This is a genomic window from Streptomyces nitrosporeus (assembly GCF_008704555.1).
In the GTDB taxonomy this organism is placed as follows: domain Bacteria; phylum Actinomycetota; class Actinomycetes; order Streptomycetales; family Streptomycetaceae; genus Streptomyces; species Streptomyces nitrosporeus.
Genome location: NZ_CP023702.1, coordinates 3,236,571 through 3,254,137 on the forward strand (window position 1 = coordinate 3,236,571; position 17,567 = coordinate 3,254,137).

Sequence of the window (17,567 nt, forward strand, 5' to 3'; positions counted from 1 at the left end):
TATGTGAACAACACGACGTCCGACGACCCCGGCCTGGTGACCCTGCGCAGCGCGTGGCCGTTCCCGGCCACTGTGGAACGGCTGTGCGCGGCGGTCACGACAGCCGGATACCACGTCTTCTCACGGGTCGACCACGCAGCCAACGCCGCTCATGCCGGAATCACACTGCGTCCCACCGAACTGATCCTGTTCGGCGATCCCCGTGTGGGTACCGAGCTGATGCTCGATCAGCAACGCGCGGGGCTTGATCTTCCCTCCAAGATCCTTGTCTGGCAGGACGAGCAGGACAAGGTCTGGCTGACCTACAGCACAGCGGCCTGGCTCATTCAGCGCCACGGCCTGGGCGATGGCGGTAGTGAAGCCGCCGCAGCCCTGGAAGCCACGCTGGCTCAGGTCTGCGGTCAGGCCTCCCAGTGAGGTTCTCCGGACCGTGCGCCGGTACGCACGGATGTGGGGCGCCGGCCACCGCTGCCGTCGACCGGCTCCTGCGGTTGCCCCGGGCCACCACCGGCCGGGCCGTCGTCAGGCCCCCCGCTTCTCCCGGTCGCGGAGTTCGCGGCGGAGGATCTTGCCGGAGACCGCGCGTGGGACGGATTCGGTGAACTCGACCCGGCGGACCTTCTTGTACGGGGCGACGCGTCCGGCGACGTACGCCATGACGTCGTCGGCGGTGAGGTCCGGGGCGGAGGGCTGGCGGACGACGTAGGCCTTGGGGATCTCGTTGCCGTCGTCGTCGTGGACGCCGATGACGGCGGCGTCGGCAATGGAGGGGTGGGTGAGGAGGAGGGCCTCCAGGTCGGCGGGGGCGACCTGGTAGCCCTTGTACTTGATGAGCTCCTTCACCCGGTCCACGACGTGCAGCCAGCCCTCCTCGTCGACGCGGCCGACGTCACCGGTGTGCAGCCAGCCGTCGCCGTCGATCATCGCCGTGGTGGCCTCGGGGCGGCCGAGGTAGCCCTTCATCACCTGCGGCCCCCGGATGAGGATCTCGCCGTCGGCACCGGCGGGGAGGTCGGTGTCCGGATCGTCCAGGGAGACGATGCGCATCTCGGTGCCGGGCAGGAGTTTGCCGACGGCGCCGGGCGGCGGGTCCTCCGCTTCGAGCGGGACGACGTGGGTGCCGGGGGAGAGTTCGGTCATGCCGTAGGCCTGGCGTACGGGCGGCAGGCCGAGGCGGGCGGAACAGGCGGCGGCGAGTCCGGCGTCCAGCGGGGCCGCGGCGCTGACGATGTACTCCAGCGAGGACAGGTCGTAGTCACCGACCGCCGGATGCTTGGCAAGGGCCAGGACGATGGGCGGGGCGACGTAGAGGCCGCTGATGCGGTGGTCCTGGATGGCGCCGAGGAACTGGTCGAGGTCGAAGCGGGGCAGGACGACGACGGTGGCGCCACAGCGCAGCGGGACGTTCATCAGGGCGGTCAGCCCGTAGATATGAAAAAAGGGAAGCACGGCCAGGATGCGGTCGCCGGGCTTAAGCGGGATGAAGGGGCGCAGCTGTTCCAGGTTGGTGCCGATGGAGCGGTGGGTGAGCATGACGCCCTTGGGGGCGCCGGTGGTGCCGGAGGAGTACGGCAGGGCGACGACGTCCTCGGCCGGGTCGAAGGCGACCTCCGGTTCGGGGGCGGTGGAGCCGAGCATGTCGAGGACCGAGGTGTGCCCCTCGGCCTGGTCGCAGACGAAGATCTCCTCGACGCCGCCCGCCAGTCCGGCGGCCCGGCGGGCCGTGTCGAGGAGGAGGGAGACGGTGACGATCCAGCGGGCGCCGGAGTCCGTCAGCTGCTTGGCGAACTCCTCGGCGGTGGCGAGCGGGTGGACGGTGGTGACGGCGGCTCCGGCCCGGGTGGCCCCGTAGAACACGGCCGGGTAGGCGATGGTGTTGGGGCTGTGCAGGGCGAGGACGTCGCCCTTGGCGAGGCCGGCCCCGGCGAGGTGGGCGGCGATGCGCCGGTGGAAGGTGTCGAGCTGGGCGTAGGTGACGCTCATGCCGTTGGTGCCGTCGATCAGGGCGGTGGTGTCGCCGAACTGCTCGGTGACGTGGCCGAGGACGGCTTCGTGGATGGGTACTTCCAGGGCCGGGACATCTGCGTACTCGCTGTGGAACACCATGGCGGTTCCCTTCGGAGCGGGTGCGGCCCGTCCGGCGTCCCGCGCGGGCGGGCGGGGAGCCGGACGGGCCGTGCGGGATGCGGGAGGGCGGGACGGTGCGGGGGCCACTTTCGTCTCCCGGGGCGGGGTCCGGGAAGCCCCTGGACGGTGCCGTTCTCAGTACGACTTGGGGAGCCCCAGGGTCTGGTGGGAGACGTAGTTCAGGATCATTTCGCGGCTGACCGGTGCGATCCGGGCGACACGCGCGGCCGTGATCAGGGAGGCCAGGCCGTACTCGCGGGTGAGGCCGTTGCCACCGAGGGTGTGCACGGCCTGGTCGACGGCCCGGACGCATGCCTCGGCGGCGGCGTACTTGGCCATGTTGGCGGCCTCGCCCGCGCCGATGTCGTCGCCCTCGTCCACCAGACGGGCCGCCTTCTGCATCATCAGCCGGGCCAGTTCCAGCTCGATGTGGGACTGGGCCAAGGGGTGGGCGATGGCCTGGTGGGAGCCGATGGGGGCGCCCTTCCAGACGGTGCGCTCCTTGGCGTAGGCGACGGCTCGCTCGATGGCGTACCGGCCCATGCCGATGGCGAAGGCGGCGCCCATGACGCGTTCGGGGTTGAGCCCGGCGAACAGTTGGAGGAGCCCCGCGTCCTCCTCGCCGACGAGCGCGCCGGCGGGCAGCCGTACGTCGTTCAGGACCAGCTCGAACTGCTTCTCGGCCGCCTGGAGTTCCATGTCGATGGGGGTGCGGGAGAAGCCGGGGGTGTCGCGGGGGACGATGAAGAGGCAGGGCTTGAGGCTGCCGGAGCGGGCGTCCTCGGTGCGGCCGACGATCAGGGTGGCGTCGGAGATGTCGACGCCGGAGATGAAGACCTTGCGCCCGTTGAGTATCCAGTCCCCGCCGTCGCGGCGGGCGGTGGTGGTGATGCGGTGCGAGTTGGACCCGGCGTCGGGTTCGGTGATCCCGAAGGACATGGTCAGGCTGCCGTCGGACAGGCCCGGGAGCCAGGTCCGCTTCTGCTCCTCGGTGCCGAACCGGGCGATGACGGTGCCGCAGATCGCCGGAGAGACGACCAGCATGAGCAGCGGGCTGCCGGCCGCGCCGAGCTCCTCCAGGACGATGGAGAGTTCGGCCATGCCGCCGCCTCCGCCGCCGTACTCCTCGGGGAGGTTGACGCCGAGGTAGCCCAGCTTGCCCGCCTCGGCCCACAGCTCGCGGGGGTGTTCGCCCCTGCGGGCGAGTGCGGTGCTGTACTCGCGGCCGTAGCGCTTCCCGAGGGCGGCGACGGCGGCGCGCAGGGCACGCTGTTCTTCGGTTTCGAGGACGGTGCTCATGGGGTCGTCTCCTCCTGGTGCGCGGATGCGTCACGTACGACGGCGAGCAGGGCGCCGACCTCCACCTGGAGGCCGGGGGCTGCGTGGAGCTCGGTGAGGGTGCCGGTGGCGGGGGCGAGGACGCGGTGTTCCATCTTCATCGCCTCCAGCCAGATCAGCGGCTGCCCGGCCTCGACGGCGGCTCCCGGGGCGAGTCCGTCCGCGAGGCGGACGACGGTGCCGGGCATGGGGGCGAGCAGGGAGCCGGGCGCGGTGTGTTCGGCGGGGTCGGTGAAGCGGGGCAGGGCGGTGAAGGTGTACGAGCCGGCGGCCGTGTCGACGTACACGCTCTCGCCGTGGACGGCGAGGGCGAAGTGGCGGGTCAGGCCGTCGCCGGTTTCGAGGGTGACGCGGTCGGGTGCGGCGGCCACGACGCGCTCCCCGGTCTCCGGGAGGAGTGCGCCGCGCACCGTGCGGTAGGCGATGTCGTAGGTGGTGCCGTCGGGTTCGGCGCGGTAGCTCCTGGTCTGCGGGCCGGACGCGAGGTTGCGCCAGGCGCCGAAGCGGGCGGGGCCGGTGGCGGGCCGGGTGGCGGCACGGCCGAGCGCGGCGGCGGTGGCGGCGAGACGGCGGGCGGGCCCGTCGTCGGGGGCGGGTGCCGTGAGGGCGGCCAGGTGGCGGTCGTAGAAGCCGGTGTCGGGGCGGGCGCCGGTGAAGTCGGGGTGGGCCAGGGACCGTACGAGCAGTTCCCGGTTGGTGGCCGGGCCGTGGATACGGGCGCGCCTCAGGGCACGGCTCAGCAGGCGTACGGCCTCGGCGCGGGTCGGGGCGTGGGCGACGACCTTGGCGAGCATCGGGTCGTAGTGCACCGGGACGGTGTCGCCCCCGGTGTAGCCGGTGTCCAGGCGCAGTCCGGGCTCGTCCGGTACGTCGAACGAGAACAGGGTCCCGGTCTGCGGCTGCCAGTCACGCGCGGGGTCCTCGGCGTACAGCCGGGCCTCGACGGCGTGTCCGTGCGGCGGTGGCGGTCCGGCGGCGGGCAGCGGTGCGCCTTCCGCGACGCGCAGCTGCAGGGCGACCAGGTCGAGCCCGAACACCGCCTCGGTGACGGGGTGTTCGACCTGGAGGCGGGTGTTCATCTCCAGGAAGTACGGGCGGCCGTCGGCGGAGACGAGGAACTCCACGGTGCCCGCGCCCCGGTAGCCGACGGCCTCGGCGGCGGCGACGGCCGCGTCGTGCAGCCGGGTCCGCAGGGCGTCGTCCAGACCGGGCGCGGGGGCCTCCTCGACGACCTTCTGGTGGCGGCGCTGGAGCGAGCAGTCCCGGGTGCCGAGCGCCCAGACCGTGCCCCGGCCGTCGGCCATCACCTGGACCTCGACGTGCCGGCCGCGTTCGACGTAGGGCTCGGCGAAGACCTCGCCGTCACCGAAGGCGGCGGTGGCCTCGGCCACCGCGGCCATCAGCTCGCCGGGCAGGCCGGCGAGGTCCCGTACGATCCGCATCCCGCGCCCGCCGCCGCCCGCCGCCGCCTTGAGCAGCAGGGGCAGGTCACCGGCGGTGGCGGCGGCCGGGTCGACGGGGGCGAGCAGCGGTACGCCGGCGGCGGCCATCAGCTCCTTGGCGCGGGTCTTGGACGCCATCAGCTCGATGGCCTTGACCGGCGGCCCGACCCACAGGAGCCCGGCGTCCTCGACGGCGCGGGCGAATCCCGCGTTCTCCGAGAGGAAGCCGTAGCCCGGGTGCACGGCGTCGGCCCCGGCGGCGAGCGCGGCGGCCACGACCAGGTCACCGCGCAGATAGGTGTCGGCGGGCGCGTTCCCCGGGAGGCGTACGGCGGTGTCGGCCTCCCGTACGTGCAGGGCGCCGGCGTCCGCGTCGGAGTACACCGCCACGGTGGCGATGCCCAGCGCGCGGCAGGTGCGGAAGACCCGGCAGGCGATCTCGCCCCGGTTGGCGACGAGCAGGGTGTGGATGGTCATGCGGGCCTCACATCCGGAAGACGCCGAAGCCGCCGCGGGCGCCCTCGACCGGTGCCGTGTGGATCGCGGACAGGCACATCCCGAGGACGGTCCTGGTGTCGCGCGGGTCGATGACCCCGTCGTCGTAGAGCCGGCCGGACAGGAACACCGGCAGGGACTCCGCCTCGATCTGCTGCTCGACCATGGCGCGCAGTGCGGCGTCGGCCTCGTCGTCGTAGGGTCGGCCCTTGGCGGCGGAGGAGGCGCGGGCGACGATCGACAGGACGCCGGCGAGCTGCTGGGGGCCCATGACGGCGGACTTGCTGCCGGGCCAGGCGAAGAGGAACCGGGGGTCGTAGGCCCGGCCGCACATGCCGTAGTGGCCGGCGCCGTAGGAGGCGCCCATCAGCACGGACAGGTGCGGGACCCGGGAGTTGGAGACCGCGTTGATCATCATCGCGCCGTGCTTGATGATGCCGCCCTGTTCGTACTCCTTGCCGACCATGTAGCCGGTGGTGTTGTGCAGGAACAGCAGGGGGATGTCGCGCTGGTTGGCGAGCTGGATGAACTGGGCGGCCTTCTGCGACTCCTCGCTGAACAGCACACCGCGCGCGTTGGCGAGGATGCCGACCGGGTAGCCGTGCAGCCGTGCCCAGCCGGTGACCAGGCTGGTCCCGTACAGCGGTTTGAAGGCGTCGAAGTCCGATCCGTCGACCAGCCGGGCGATCACCTCACGCGGGTCGAAGGGCACCTTCAGGTCGCCCGGGACGATCCCGAGCAGCTCGTCCTCGTCGTACTCCGGCGGCTCGGCCGGTCGCGGGTCGGGGTGTGCCTTGCGCCAGTTGAGGCGGGCGACGATCCGCCGGGCCTGGCGCAGCGCGTCGTGCTCGTCCACCGCGAAGTGGTCGGCGAGACCGGAGGTACGGGCGTGCATCTCGGCCCCGCCGAGGGACTCGTCGTCGCTCTCCTCGCCGGTGGCCATCTTCACCAGCGGCGGGCCGCCGAGGAAGACCTTGGACCGCTCCTTGATCATCACGGTGTGGTCGGACATGCCGGGGACGTACGCCCCGCCCGCCGTGGAGTTCCCGAAGACGACGGCCACGGTCGGGATGCCGGCCGCCGACAGCCGGGTGATGTCCCTGAAGAGCGCCCCGCCGGGGATGAAGATCTCCTTCTGCGAGGGCAGGTCGGCGCCCCCGGACTCGACGAGGCTGATGCAGGGCAGCCGGTTGGCGAAGGCGATCTCGTTGGCCCGCAGTGCCTTCTTCAGGGTCCAGGGGTTGGACGCCCCGCCGCGTACGGTCGGGTCGTTGGCGGTGATCAGGCACTCGACGCCCTCGACGATCCCGATGCCGGTGACCAGTGAGGCGCCCACCGCGTAGTCGCTGCCCCAGCCGGCGAGCGGGGACAGCTCCAGGAACGGGGTGTCCGGGTCGACCAGGAGCTCGACGCGTTCCCGGGCGAGCAGTTTGCCGCGCTCGTGGTGCCGGGTGACGTACTTCTCGCCGCCGCCCGCCAGCGCCTTGGCGTGTTCGGCGGCCAGTTGGTCCAGCGCGGCCAGCATGGCCGCGCGGTTGTCGGCGTACTCGGGCCCGGCGGTGTCCAGGGCCGTGGGCAGGACGGTCATACGCGCACCTCCGTGCGGGGGTCCAGCAGGGTGACGGGGACGGGCAGGTGCCGTGAGCGCAGCCACTCCCCCAGCGCCTTGGCCTGCGGGTCGAAACGGGCCTGGGCGGCGACGCCTTCGCCGAGGAGGCCGCGGACGACGAAGTTCAGCGCCCGCAGGTTCGGCAGGACATGGCGTACGACGGTCAGCCGGGCGGTCTCCGGGAGGAGTTCCCCGAACCGCTCGACGGTCAGCTCATGGGCCAGCCACCGCCAGGCGTCCTCGTCCCGCACCCATACGCCGACGTTGGCGTCACCGCCCTTGTCCCCGCTGCGCGCCCCGGCGACCAGGCCGAGCGGGACGCTGCGGACGGGGCCGGCGGGCAGCGGTTCGGGCAGCGCGGGCTCCTCGACGGGGGCCAGGTCCCGGTACGGCCCGGTGGCGGGCACCGCCTCACGCCGTCCGTCCGGCAGCACCGCCAGGTGCCCGACCTCTTCCGCCGCCACCGTCCCGGCCTCGAACACCCCGTACGGGGAGCCCTTTCCGGGCGGGGCGGTGACGTGGAACCCGGGGTAGCTGCCGAGGGCCAGTTCCACGGCCGCCCCGGACACGGCGCGCCCGACGGTCCCGGCGTCCCGGTCGCGTACGACGAGCCGGAGCAGGGCGCTCGCCGTCTCCTCGGTCGCGGCGTCCTCGTGGTCGGTCCGGGCCAGCTCCCAGCGCACCTCGTCCGGCGCCCGTCCGGCGCGGGCGAGGGCGTCGGCGAACTGGTCGCGCACCAGGCGGGCCTTGGCCTCGACGTCCAGTCCGGTCAGCACGAACACGACCTCGTTGCGCCAGCCGCCCAGCCGGGTGAGCCCGGTCTTCAGCGTGGGCGGCGGGGCCTCGCCGCGCACCCCGTGGATCCGCACCCGGTCCGGTCCGTCCGGTGTCAGGGTGACGGTGTCCAGGCGTGCGGTGACGTCGGGCCCGGCGTACCGGGCGCCGTCGGTCTCGTACAGCAGCTGGGCGGTGACGGTGCCGAGGTCCACGACCCCGCCCGTGCCGTCGTGCTTGGTGATGACGCTCGACCCGTCGGCGTGGATCTCGGCGAGCGGGAAGCCGGGCCGGCGGACGTCGTGGCCGGTGAAGAACGCGTAGTTGCCGCCGGTGGCCTGTGTCCCGCACTCCAGTACGTGTCCGGCGACCACGGCTCCGGCCAGTGCGTCCAGGTCGTCCGGGCCCCAGCCGAAGTGGGCGGCGGCGGGCCCGGTGACGAGGGCGGCGTCGGTGACCCGCCCGGTGACCACGATGTCGGCCCCGGCCCGCAGACAGGCGGCGATCCCCCGGCCGCCGAGGTAGGCGTTGGCGGTGAGGCACCCCTCGGGAACAGGCAGGCTGTCGCCCTCCACATGGGCGACGCTCACCGGTACGCCGAGTTCCGCCGCCAGTCGGCGGATCGCGCCGGCGAGCCCGGCCGGGTTCAGGCCCCCGGCGTTGGTGACGATCCGGACCCCCCGCTCATGGGCGAGGTGGAGGTTCTCCTCCAGCTGCCTCAGGAAGGTGGAGGCGTATCCGCGCTCCGGGTCCTTCAGGCGGCTCCGCCCCAGGATCAGCATGGTGAGTTCGGCGAGGTAGTCCCCGGTCAGCACGTCGAGGGGCCCGCCGGTCAGCATCTCGCGCACCGCGTCGAAGCGGTCGCCGTAGAACCCGGAGGCGTTGCCGATGCGCAGCGGCGCGGGGCTGCGGCCGGGGGGCGTCACCGGGCCGCCTCCGGGGGGCGCCCCGGGCCCGCCGGGCCGGCGAATGCCTGGGCGATGTCCAGCCACCGGTCGGCGTCCGGCCCCACGGCGGTGAGGGCGAGGTCGTCGCGGTGGGCGCGCTGGGTGACCAGCAGGCAGAAGTCGAGGAGCGGCCCGCCGACCCGCTGGGCGGCGTCCTCGGGCCCGTGGACCACCAGCTCGCCGTCCAGGCCCTTCAGTTCGACGCGGAAGGGCTCGGCGGGCGGCTGTTCGCCCCGTACGAGATAGGCGTAGTCCCGGGCCCGCACCCCGATCCGGGCCACATGCCGCAGCCGGGACGTCGGTGCGCGTACGGCGCCGAGGGCGTCGGCCACGTCCTGGCCGTGCGCCCAGGTCTCCATCAGCCGGGCGGTCGCCATGGAGGCGACGCTCATCGGCGGCCCGTACCAGGGGAACCTCGCCCCCGGCGGCGCCGCCCGCAGCGCCTCCTGCAGCCGGCCGCGCCCCTCCCGCCACCGTACGAGCAGCTCCCCGGCCGGTGTCAGCGCGACGGTCTCCGCCGCGGCCTCGTCCACGAAGGTGCCGGGCCGGGCGAGCGCCTTCTCGACCTCGGCGCCGAAGGCGTCCGGCTCGGTGACGGCGACCAGGGCGACCTCGTCGGTCCAGGCCAGGTGGGCGATCTGGTGCGCCACGGTCCACCCCTCGGCGGGGGTCGGCGCGGCCCAGCCCTCCACGTCCGCCCCGGCGACCAGCAGGTCGAGTTCCTCGCTCTCCTGACGCAGATCGTCGAGTACGGCGGCGTTCACGGCCGATGCATCGGACACGGTGCGCTCCCTCGGAACGTGGCGGTGTGCCCCGGAGCATGCCAGCGGACAGAAAAACAAGCAAGCATGCTTGCATGCTTTTTGGCCGGACCTTCCGTGGGGCGCGAGGCCCGTGAGGCACAGGCAGGCCGGACCGCTTCCCCGCCGGGTCCCTCCACCGGGGCGGGCGGGTGGCCTCGGAACCTTCCCTGAGGTTCGCGGCAAGGAGTGCCCTACGTAGGGCAGGCGTACCGTAACGGCATGGTGAAGACGACCGTGTACCTTCCCGAGGCGCTGGAAGCACGCCTGGACGCGGAGTCGTCGGCCACCGGCATCAGCAGGGCCGAACTCATCCGGCGGGGCGTGGCGATGCTGCTGGAGCAGGCGGAGCGGCCCAAGCACAGCGCCCCGCTCCCCGTGTTCGACAGCGGGCGCCCGCTCACCCCCGAGGCCATGGACGAAGCCGTCTACACCCACATCAAGGAACGGGCCGCCCGGCGTTGATCATCGTCGCCGACACCTCGGCCCTGTACGTACGCCGCCTTCGACGCCGCCCAGCCCGAGCACAGGGCCGCGGAAAACATGAGGGGCTGCGGCTCGATCTCGCCGATGCGGTCGGTGTCGTTCTGGCGGACCGCTACCGGACCGACCGGATCTTCACTCCCGGCCAACGCGGTTTCCGGGCCGTCACTCCTCTGACTCCGGGCTTCTCCGCCTTCCGTATCCTGCCCGTCGACGCCTGAGGCACCCGGCCCGTCGATGCCCGAAGGCCCCGGGCCCGTCGACGCCTGAAGGCCCCGGCCCGTCAGCCCTGTCGACGTCTGAAGGCCCGGGCCCGTCAGCCCTCCCGCTCGCCCTCCGCCTGTGACGGTTCGGTGCGGGGGGTGTCCGGGTGTACGTCGGCCGGGCGGGCGCGTTCCGCGCGCTCGTCGCGTTCGCCTTCGGCCTGGGAGGGTGTGTGCGCGTACAGCCCGTCGTACTCGTCACTCTTCTTGGCGGTTGCCATGGACCGGCCTCCTTCCGAGGCGCACCCGGCGCCTCCTGCCCTTCTCCATGGTCCCTCGCGGGGCCGTGGCGCGCACCGCGCCCATGCTGGCGCCGATGACCAGGGCGATGGCCAGGGCGTCGACGGTGGAGAGCGCCTGGTCCAGGACGAGGAAGCCGGCCAGGGCCGCGATGGCGGGTTCCAGGCTCATCAGCACCGCGAAGGTCGGGGCCGGCAGCCGCCGCAGGGCCATGAGTTCCAGGGTGTACGGGAGGACGGAGCTGAGCAGGGCCACGGCGGCGCCCAGGCCCAGGGTGCTGGGGACCAGGAGCTTCGAGCCGGACTCCAGGATGCCGAGCGGCAGTGACAGCAGCGCCGCCACCGCCATCGCGAGGGCCAGCCCGTCCGCCTGCGGGAAGCGGCGGCCGGTGCGGGCGCTGAAGACGATGTACGCCGCCCACATGGCGCCCGCCCCGAGGGCGTACGCGGCCCCGACGGGGTCCAGCCGGTCGAAGCCTCCGCCGCTGAGCAGGACCACCCCGCCGAGCGCCAGCCCCGCCCAGACCAGGTTGGCCAGGCGGCGGGAGGCCACCACGGACAGGACGAGGGGCCCCAGCACCTCCAGGGTGACGGCAGGGCCCAGCGGGATGCGGTCGACGGCCTGGTAGAAGAGCGTGTTCATGCCGCCCATCGCCACACCGAAGGCGACCACGGTCCCCCAGTCGGCACGCGAGTGGCCGCGCAGCTTCGGCCGGCAGACGACGAGCAGGACGAGCGCGGCGGCGGCCAGACGCAGGGTGACCACGCCGAGCGCGCCCGCCCTGGGCATCAGCAGGACCGCGATCGCCGCGCCGAACTGGACGGAGAGACCGCCCGCGACCACCAGGGCGACCGGTCCCAGCGCCGCCCGGCCGCCACCGGCGCGTGCCGTGCCGTCCTCGGCGAGCCCGGCGGCCACGGCCTCGGGAAGACCGGCGGACACGGCCTCGGGGACGCCCGGTACACCAGAGGCGCCGGGGGTCCCGGGTGCGCCAGGGGTGCCGGGGGCCGTCGCCTCGGTGGCGCTGCGCGAGTCGTTCACTGGGACCTGAGCCTTTCGGATCGCCGGTGCGGAAACCCCGCCCCCGGGACACGGTAGAGACCGGCGTGCTCGGCGTGAAATGCCTGGTGCGCTCCCGTTATGCTCCGCACGCATGAGCACTGACCAGGGTCCGGGGCGCGGTATCGAGCTCAGGCATCTGCGGGCCTTCCTGGCCGTCGCCGACGAGGGCGGCATCACGCGGGCCGCCGCACGGCTGGGGCTGAGCCAGCCCGTGGTCTCCCGTACGCTCGCCGCGCTGGAGCGGCATCTGGGGGCGCGGCTGGTGGACCGGTCCACCCATCATCTGGCGCTCACCCCGGCAGGGGTCGTCTTCCGGGACAAGGCCGTCGCGGCGGTGGGCGCCTTCGACGAAGCGGTGGCACCCGCCCGAACGCACCGCCGGCCGCTGCGGCTGGGGCATGCCTGGTCGGCGTTCGGCCCGTACACCACACCGCTGCTGCGGGCCTGGCAGGAACGGCATCCCGGCACCCCGCTGGAACTGCTGCGGATCGACGACCGTACGGCCGGGCTGGCCCGGGGGGACGTGGACGCGGCGGTGCTGCGCGGGACGGTGGACACACCGGGGATCGTCACGACGGTGCTGTTCACCGAGGACCGGGTGGCGGCCGTCGCCGCGGACGGCCCGCTCGCCGCGCGCGTCTCGCTGCGCCTCGCGGACCTGGGCGGGGGGCCGGTGGTCCTGAACCCCGTCTCGGGCACCACGACGCCCGCCCTGTGGCCCCCGGAGATCCGGCCCTCCGTCACCCTCACCGTCGCCAACACCGACGATTGGCTGACCGCGATCGCGGCCGGCCGGGGCACCGGGGTGACCGGGAGCTCGACCGCCGGCACGCACCCGCACACGGGGGTCGCCTACCGTCCGCTGGACGACGCCCCGCCGCTGCCGGTGCTGCTGGCCCGCCGGGACGGCCCCGGGCACCCGGCGCTCCCGTACCTGCTGGAGCTGGCCCGGGAGATCGTCGGCCGGGGCCCCGGGCAGGCGGACGGCGGGCAGGCGGGGCGCCCGGACCTGCGGGGCGAGGGGACCCGGTGAGCCGGACCGCGCCGGGCCTGCGGGGCGAGGAAACCCCGTGCGCGGGGCCGTCCTCACCCCCGGTCCGCCGCGCCGTCCGGCCTCCGGTCGATGCCTTCCGCCAGGACCTCGGCGAGGTGCCGGGCCCGGCGGCCCGCCAGCTGACCGAGCTGGGTACGGCAGGAGAAGCCGTCGGCCAGCAGTTCGGTGCCGGGGGCGGCGGCGCGTACGGCGGGCAGGAGCTGGTCCTCGGCGCAGGCGGTGGACACCTCCCAGTGGCCCTTCTCGAAGCCGAAGTTGCCGGCGAGTCCGCAGCAGCCGCCGCTGAGTCCGCCGGTGAGGCCGGCCCGTTCGCGCAGCCGCCGCTCGGCCGCGTCGCCGAGAACCGCGTGCTGGTGGCAGTGGGTCTGTCCGGCGACCGGCCGGTCCAGCCGGGGCGGGGTCCAGTCGGGGGCGTACTCCTGAAGGTACTGGGCCAGGGTGCGTACGTCCCCGGCCAGCCGCGCGGCGCGCGGGTCGTCGGGGAGGAGGTCCGGCAGGTCGGTGCGGAGGGCGGCGGCGCAGCTGGGCTCCAGGACGACGACCGGACGGCCGAGCAGGGGTTCCATCCGGTCCAGGGTGCGGCGCATGACCGTACGGGCCTGGTCGAGCTGGCCGGTCGAGACATAGGTGAGGCCGCAGCACACCCCGCGCTCCGGGAGGACGGGGGCGCGGCCGGCCGCCTCCAGGACACGGACGGCGGCGCGTCCGACCTCGGGTGAGAAGTGGTCGGTGAAGGTGTCGGGCCAGAGGGTGACCGCCTCTCCGCGCCCCGGGGCCGGGACCCTGCGGGCCGCCCAGTCGCGGAAGGTGACCCGGGCCAGGGCCGGGAGGGTGCGCTGGGGGGCGACCCCGGCGAGGCGTTTGGCGAGGGCGGCGAGCGGGCGGATCCGGGCCAGGGCGTTGAGCGGCCGGGCGAAGGGCGCGGCGGCCCGCAGCCACCGGGGCAGCCGGCCCATGGCGTAGTGCGCGGCGGGACGCGGGCGGCCCCGGTAGTGGTGGTGGAGGAACTCCGCCTTGTAGGTGGCCATGTCGACACCGACCGGGCAGTCGCTGCGGCAGCCCTTGCAGGAGAGGCAGAGGTCGAGTGCGTCGCGTACCTCGGCGGACCGCCAGCCGTCGGTGACGACCTCTCCGGCGAGCATCTCGTGCAGCAGCCTGGCGCGGCCCCGGGTGGAGTGGGCCTCCTCGCCGGTCGCCCGGAAGGAGGGGCACATCACGCCGGTACCGGACGCGGCGGTGGTACGGCACTTGGCGACGCCGACGCAGCGGCGTACGGCGGCGGTGAAGTCGCCGCCGTCCTCCGGGTAGCCGAAGGCCACGTCGACCGGCCGCTCCGGGAGCACACCGAAGCGGAGGTTGGTGTCGAGGGGGTCCGGCCGGACCAGCATGCCGGGGTTCATACCTCCGTCCGGGTCCCACAGGTCCTTGAACCGGCCGAACAGGGCGACGATCTCCGGCCCGTACATACGGGGCAGGAGTTCGGCGCGGGCCTGTCCGTCGCCGTGTTCCCCGCTCAGCGAGCCGCCGTACGCGACGACGAGGCCGGCCTGCTCCTCGGAGAAGCGGCGGAAGCGGGCGACGCCGTCGGCGGTGAGCAGGTCGAAGTCGATGCGTACGTGGATGCAGCCGTCGCCGAAGTGCCCGTAGGGGGCGCCGCGCAGGCCGTGTGCGGTGAGCAGGGCGCGGAAGTCGCGGAGGTAGGGACCGAGCCGGGCGGGCGGTACGGCGCAGTCCTCCCAGCCGGGCCACGCCTCCGTCCCGTCGGGCATGCGGGTGGCGGTGCCGGCCGCGTCCTCGCGGATGCGCCACAGGGTGCGCATGCCGGCCGGGTCGGTGACGACGGCGGCGTCCAGGGCGTCGGCGGCGCGCACGATCCGCTCCGCGTGGGCGCGGGCCTCGGCCGGGGTGCCCCCGCCCGTCTCGACGAAGAGCCAGGCCCCGCCGCGCGGCAGTCCGGCCCCCTCGCGTACGAGGTCGGCGGCCATGCCCTCGACGGTGAGCGGGTGGTGCGGGAGGAGGCCGGGGGCGGCCTCGGCGGCGGCGGACTCGTCGGGGTAGCCGAGGACGGCGAGCGCGCGGGCGGCGGGCGCCCCGACGAGGCGCACGGTCGCCTCGGTGAGGACCCCGAGGGTGCCTTCGCTGCCGCAGAACGCCCGCGCCAGGTCCGGCCCGGTGCGGTCCGGGGTGCTTTCCGGAAGCAGCGCGTCGAGGGCGTATCCGCTGATACGGCGCGGGAGTCCGGGGAACCCGGTGCGGATGAGGGCGCGGTTTCCCGGATCCCCGGCGAACTCCCGGAGGCCGGGCGGGGCTCCGGCCCATCCCCTGCCGAGGGTGAGGGGTCCGGCGCCGGTCCCGTCGTACCGCAGGACGCGCAGGCTCTCCACGTTGTCGGCGGTGGTGCCCCAGGCCACGGAGTGGGAGCCGCAGGAGTTGTTGCCGATCATGCCGCCGAGGGTGCAGCGGCTGTGGGTCGAGGGGTCGGGCCCGAAGGTCAGTCCGTGCGGGGCGGCTGCGGCACGCAGCACGTCCAGGACGACGCCGGGCTGGACGACGGCGGTACGGGTGGCGGGGTCCAGCTCCAGGACCGCGCCCATGTGGCGGGTGAAGTCGAGGACGACCCCGGTGCCGGTGGCCTGCCCGGCGATGGACGTACCGCCGCCCCGGGGCACGACGGGCACCCGGTGCTCCCGGCAGACGGCGAGCGCGGCGGCCACGTCTGCCGCGTCGCGCGGGGCGACGACCCCGTGCGGGACGCGGCGGTAGTTGGACGCGTCCATGGTGGTCAGCGCGCGTGCGGTACGGCTGAAGTCCACGTCACCGCGTACGGCGGCGGCGAGGTCCCGGGCGAGACCGGGAGGCGGCGGGGCGGGCGGCACGGGGGACGGCTCGGGCATGGGACCAGGATGCCGTGCCGGACGGGGCGGGGGCTGTATCGGCCGCGCCCCGCCGGAGGCCCCCGGTGCGGGCCCGGCGTCCCCCGGGGGCCTCCGGGGGTTCCCGCCCCGCCGGGCTCCGCTACTTCGCACAGACCTGCTTGTCCGCCTCGACGCGCTGGATGTCCTTCGGGGCCTGCTTCGGGGCACTGAGCGGGGTTCCGGCCTTCTGGAAGTCGGGACCCAGGGTCAGGACCATCGGTTCCATCTCGCCCGCGTCCGTCGTCGTCGGCTTCAGGGCGGAGGCCGTCAGGCCCATCATGTCGGCGAGCCGGCGGGCCTGGTCGGCCTGGTCGGGGGCGTAGACGAGCTGGGTCCGCTTCACGTCCTGCGGCGCGTTCGACTTGTTCGCGGACTTCAGGACGCCCTGCTCGTTCTGCAGCCAGTCCAGGGCGCTCTGCGCGGAGCCCCCCGGGGCGCCGCCGTTGTAGACGTCGACGCGCACATCGGCCGGGTCGGCCATCTCGCCCTTGAGCTTGGCGGCTTCCTTCTCCTTCGCCGCGGCCTTCTTCTGGGCCGCGACCTCCGTGAAGGAGACGTCCTCACGCATCATCGAGAAGACCTGCGGCGCCCTGGTGGTGTCCAGTATGACCGTGGCCTTGTCGTTGGGGTTGTCCAGCACCGGGACCGTGGTGAAGGTGATGTTCTTCGGGTCGACCGAGGCCAGTTCCATGCCCAGCTTGCGCAGTTCGTTGATGTCGGCGATCTTGTCGTCGACGGTGAGCGCCTGGGTGGCAGCCTCCGCGAGGGTCCACATCTTGGTGGGGCTGGTCAGGGTGTCGTTCGACTTCAGCTTCCGCATCAGGGAGCCCAGGAACTGCTGCTGGAGCTCGATGCGGCTCAGGTCGCTGCCGAAGCCGACCGAGTAGCGCGTCCGCAGGAAGGAGAGGGCCTCCTCGCCCTGGAGGGTGTGCTCCCCCTTGGGAAGGTCCAGGTGGGACTTCGCGTCCTTGATGTCCTTGTCCAGGCACACGTCCACCCCGTCGACGGCGGTGGTCAGGGTCTTGACCGCGTTGAAGTCGGCGACCATGAAGTGGTCGACCTCGATGCCGGTCAGTTCGGTGACCGTGCGCATCGTGCAGCTGGGGGACCGGCCGGACTGGCCGAGGCTGGTGTTGAAGCGGTCTCCCTCGGTGCCGGGGATGGTCTTCGTCGTACCGTCGTCCTGCGCCGTCGGACAGTCCGGGACGGTCGCTATCAGGTCGCGCGGGATGCTCAGGGCGGTGGCGTTCGTACGGTCCTTGGACACGTGGAAGAGGATGGTGGTGTCGGCGTGGCCGGCGCTCTCCTTGTCCCCGTAGCCCTCGTTGCCCTCACCGGTGCGCTTGTCGGTCCCGATCACCAGGACGTTGATCGCCCGGTCCTTGCTGAAGCCGCCGGTGCCCGCGCCGTCGCTGGAGACGGAGGTGATGTTGCCGTTGAAGTGCTGGTAGACGAGGTACCCGGCCGTGGCGGTGCCCACCAGCAGGAAGGCCAGCACCCCGCCGGACCAGACGAGGGCCTTCTTCTTGCGGGACCGTCCGTTGTGCCCCGTCTTCCGGGCTTTCCTGGACTTCCCCTTGCGGCGGCCGGCGGCGGCGTTGCGGTCCGCGGCCCGGCCCCCGGGCCTGCGCTCCGGCTGCCCGTCCCCGTCGGCGGCGTCCCGGTCCGGCCTCCGGCCGCCGCGCTGCCCCGGCACCGAGGTGCGCTCGTCGGACGGCGGGGCGGCGGGGCGCGCCCGGCGGGGGGCCGAGGGGGCGGACGTTCTGGAGGCGGACGGACGGGCCGGGCCCGCCGGCGCCTGCGGTCGCCCTGAGGAAGGGTTCAGTCGCAGTTCGTAATCGCCGGTGTCGGGGTTGAGCACCCACTGGTCTGCGGGGTCGATTCCCTCGTCCCGCCCACGGCTTTGCGCGTCCACGGTTGTCTGCGTCCTCCGTCGGGGCCACGCGGCGTCCTCCCCCTCGAGGCGGCCGCGGTGTTCATACGGCAGTGCCGCGACCTGGGGGTCGGCTGCACCGGAG

At 73.8% G+C, this 17,567-nt stretch carries 14 protein-coding genes; 4 read left to right on the plus strand and 10 right to left on the minus strand.

Features of this window, described 5'->3' with window-relative positions; all coding sequences use genetic code 11:
* The first annotated feature begins 3 nt into the window (after positions 1–3).
* Positions 4–417 carry a DUF302 domain-containing protein gene (locus CP967_RS14215; protein ID WP_150488342.1) on the plus strand — a complete coding sequence of 138 codons (414 nt, stop codon included), beginning with the start codon at positions 4–6 and terminating at the stop codon, positions 415–417.
* A 105-nt stretch (positions 418–522) separates the two neighbouring features.
* Here the strand turns inward: CP967_RS14215 and CP967_RS14220 are convergent, their stop codons facing one another.
* From CP967_RS14220 to CP967_RS14245, 6 genes are all read right to left on the minus strand, one after another.
* Positions 523–2,106: a 4-coumarate--CoA ligase family protein gene (locus CP967_RS14220; protein WP_150488343.1), complete on the minus strand. Its 1,584-nt coding sequence runs from the start codon at positions 2,104–2,106 to the stop codon at positions 523–525.
* A 156-nt stretch (positions 2,107–2,262) separates the two neighbouring features.
* Positions 2,263–3,426 carry an acyl-CoA dehydrogenase family protein gene (locus CP967_RS14225; protein WP_150488344.1) on the minus strand — a complete coding sequence of 388 codons (1,164 nt, stop codon included), beginning with the start codon at positions 3,424–3,426 and terminating at the stop codon, positions 2,263–2,265.
* Entirely contained in the window at positions 3,423–5,384 is a 1,962-nt protein-coding gene (locus tag CP967_RS14230; protein WP_150488345.1) for an acetyl/propionyl/methylcrotonyl-CoA carboxylase subunit alpha, read from the minus strand. Before CP967_RS14230 ends, CP967_RS14225 begins: the two co-directional genes overlap by 4 nt.
* A gap of 7 nt (positions 5,385–5,391) precedes the next feature.
* Positions 5,392–6,990 (minus strand): acyl-CoA carboxylase subunit beta, encoded by a 1,599-nt coding sequence (locus CP967_RS14235; RefSeq protein WP_150488346.1) that lies wholly within the window; start codon positions 6,988–6,990, stop codon positions 5,392–5,394.
* Positions 6,987–8,711 carry an acyclic terpene utilization AtuA family protein gene (locus CP967_RS14240; RefSeq protein ID WP_150488347.1) on the minus strand — a complete coding sequence of 575 codons (1,725 nt, stop codon included), beginning with the start codon at positions 8,709–8,711 and terminating at the stop codon, positions 6,987–6,989. The genes CP967_RS14235 and CP967_RS14240 overlap by 4 nt, the downstream gene beginning before the upstream one ends.
* Positions 8,708–9,514 carry a TIGR03084 family metal-binding protein gene (locus tag CP967_RS14245; RefSeq protein ID WP_150488348.1) on the minus strand — a complete coding sequence of 269 codons (807 nt, stop codon included), beginning with the start codon at positions 9,512–9,514 and terminating at the stop codon, positions 8,708–8,710. Before CP967_RS14245 ends, CP967_RS14240 begins: the two co-directional genes overlap by 4 nt.
* A 240-nt stretch (positions 9,515–9,754) precedes the next feature.
* Between CP967_RS14245 and CP967_RS14250 the strand changes: the two genes are divergently transcribed.
* Together CP967_RS14250 and CP967_RS14255 are read left to right on the plus strand one after the other, a co-directional pair.
* Positions 9,755–9,997: a ribbon-helix-helix domain-containing protein gene (locus CP967_RS14250; RefSeq protein WP_150488349.1), complete on the plus strand. Its 243-nt coding sequence runs from the start codon at positions 9,755–9,757 to the stop codon at positions 9,995–9,997.
* Positions 9,994–10,236, plus strand: coding sequence for a PIN domain-containing protein (locus tag CP967_RS14255; RefSeq protein WP_229888544.1), 243 nt, complete (start codon positions 9,994–9,996; stop codon positions 10,234–10,236). The genes CP967_RS14250 and CP967_RS14255 overlap by 4 nt, the downstream gene beginning before the upstream one ends.
* Positions 10,237–10,331: 95 nt before the next feature.
* On the opposite strand, the gene CP967_RS33990 is transcribed toward CP967_RS14255, so the two are convergent.
* Both CP967_RS33990 and CP967_RS14260 read right to left on the minus strand, forming a co-directional pair.
* Positions 10,332–10,499 carry a hypothetical protein gene (locus CP967_RS33990; protein ID WP_167535381.1) on the minus strand — a complete coding sequence of 56 codons (168 nt, stop codon included), beginning with the start codon at positions 10,497–10,499 and terminating at the stop codon, positions 10,332–10,334.
* A complete protein-coding gene (locus CP967_RS14260; protein WP_373300432.1) occupies positions 10,477–11,460 on the minus strand; it encodes an EamA family transporter in 984 nt (327 codons plus the stop codon). Before CP967_RS14260 ends, CP967_RS33990 begins: the two co-directional genes overlap by 23 nt.
* 211 nt (positions 11,461–11,671) lie before the next feature.
* Here CP967_RS14260 and CP967_RS14265 point away from each other — a divergent pair, with 211 nt between their 5' ends.
* Positions 11,672–12,613 (plus strand): LysR family transcriptional regulator, encoded by a 942-nt coding sequence (locus CP967_RS14265; protein WP_150488350.1) that lies wholly within the window; start codon positions 11,672–11,674, stop codon positions 12,611–12,613.
* 53 nt (positions 12,614–12,666) lie between these two features.
* Here the strand turns inward: CP967_RS14265 and CP967_RS14270 are convergent, their stop codons facing one another.
* Entirely contained in the window at positions 12,667–15,528 is a 2,862-nt protein-coding gene (locus CP967_RS14270) for an FAD-binding and (Fe-S)-binding domain-containing protein (RefSeq protein ID WP_150488351.1), read from the minus strand.
* Between the two features lie 121 nt (positions 15,529–15,649).
* A complete protein-coding gene (locus tag CP967_RS14275) occupies positions 15,650–17,464 on the minus strand; it encodes an LCP family protein (RefSeq protein WP_150488352.1) in 1,815 nt (604 codons plus the stop codon).
* Positions 17,465–17,567 lie beyond the last annotated feature (103 nt).

Excerpts from the sequence above, each read along its gene's own strand:
- CP967_RS33990 (WP_167535381.1), bottom strand. The coding sequence starts at position 10,499 with ATGGCAACCGCCAAGAAGAGTGACGAGTACGACGGGCTGTACGCGCAC.
- CP967_RS14270 (WP_150488351.1), bottom strand. The coding sequence starts at position 15,528 with ATGCCCGAGCCGTCCCCCGTGCCGCCCGCCCCGCCGCCTCCCGGTCTC.
- CP967_RS14265 (WP_150488350.1), top strand. The coding sequence starts at position 11,672 with ATGAGCACTGACCAGGGTCCGGGGCGCGGTATCGAGCTCAGGCATCTG.
- CP967_RS14220 (WP_150488343.1), bottom strand. The coding sequence starts at position 2,106 with ATGGTGTTCCACAGCGAGTACGCAGATGTCCCGGCCCTGGAAGTACCC.
- CP967_RS14225 (WP_150488344.1), bottom strand. The coding sequence starts at position 3,426 with ATGAGCACCGTCCTCGAAACCGAAGAACAGCGTGCCCTGCGCGCCGCC.
- CP967_RS14230 (WP_150488345.1), bottom strand. The coding sequence starts at position 5,384 with ATGACCATCCACACCCTGCTCGTCGCCAACCGGGGCGAGATCGCCTGC.
- CP967_RS14235 (WP_150488346.1), bottom strand. The coding sequence starts at position 6,990 with ATGACCGTCCTGCCCACGGCCCTGGACACCGCCGGGCCCGAGTACGCC.
- CP967_RS14250 (WP_150488349.1), top strand. The coding sequence starts at position 9,755 with ATGGTGAAGACGACCGTGTACCTTCCCGAGGCGCTGGAAGCACGCCTG.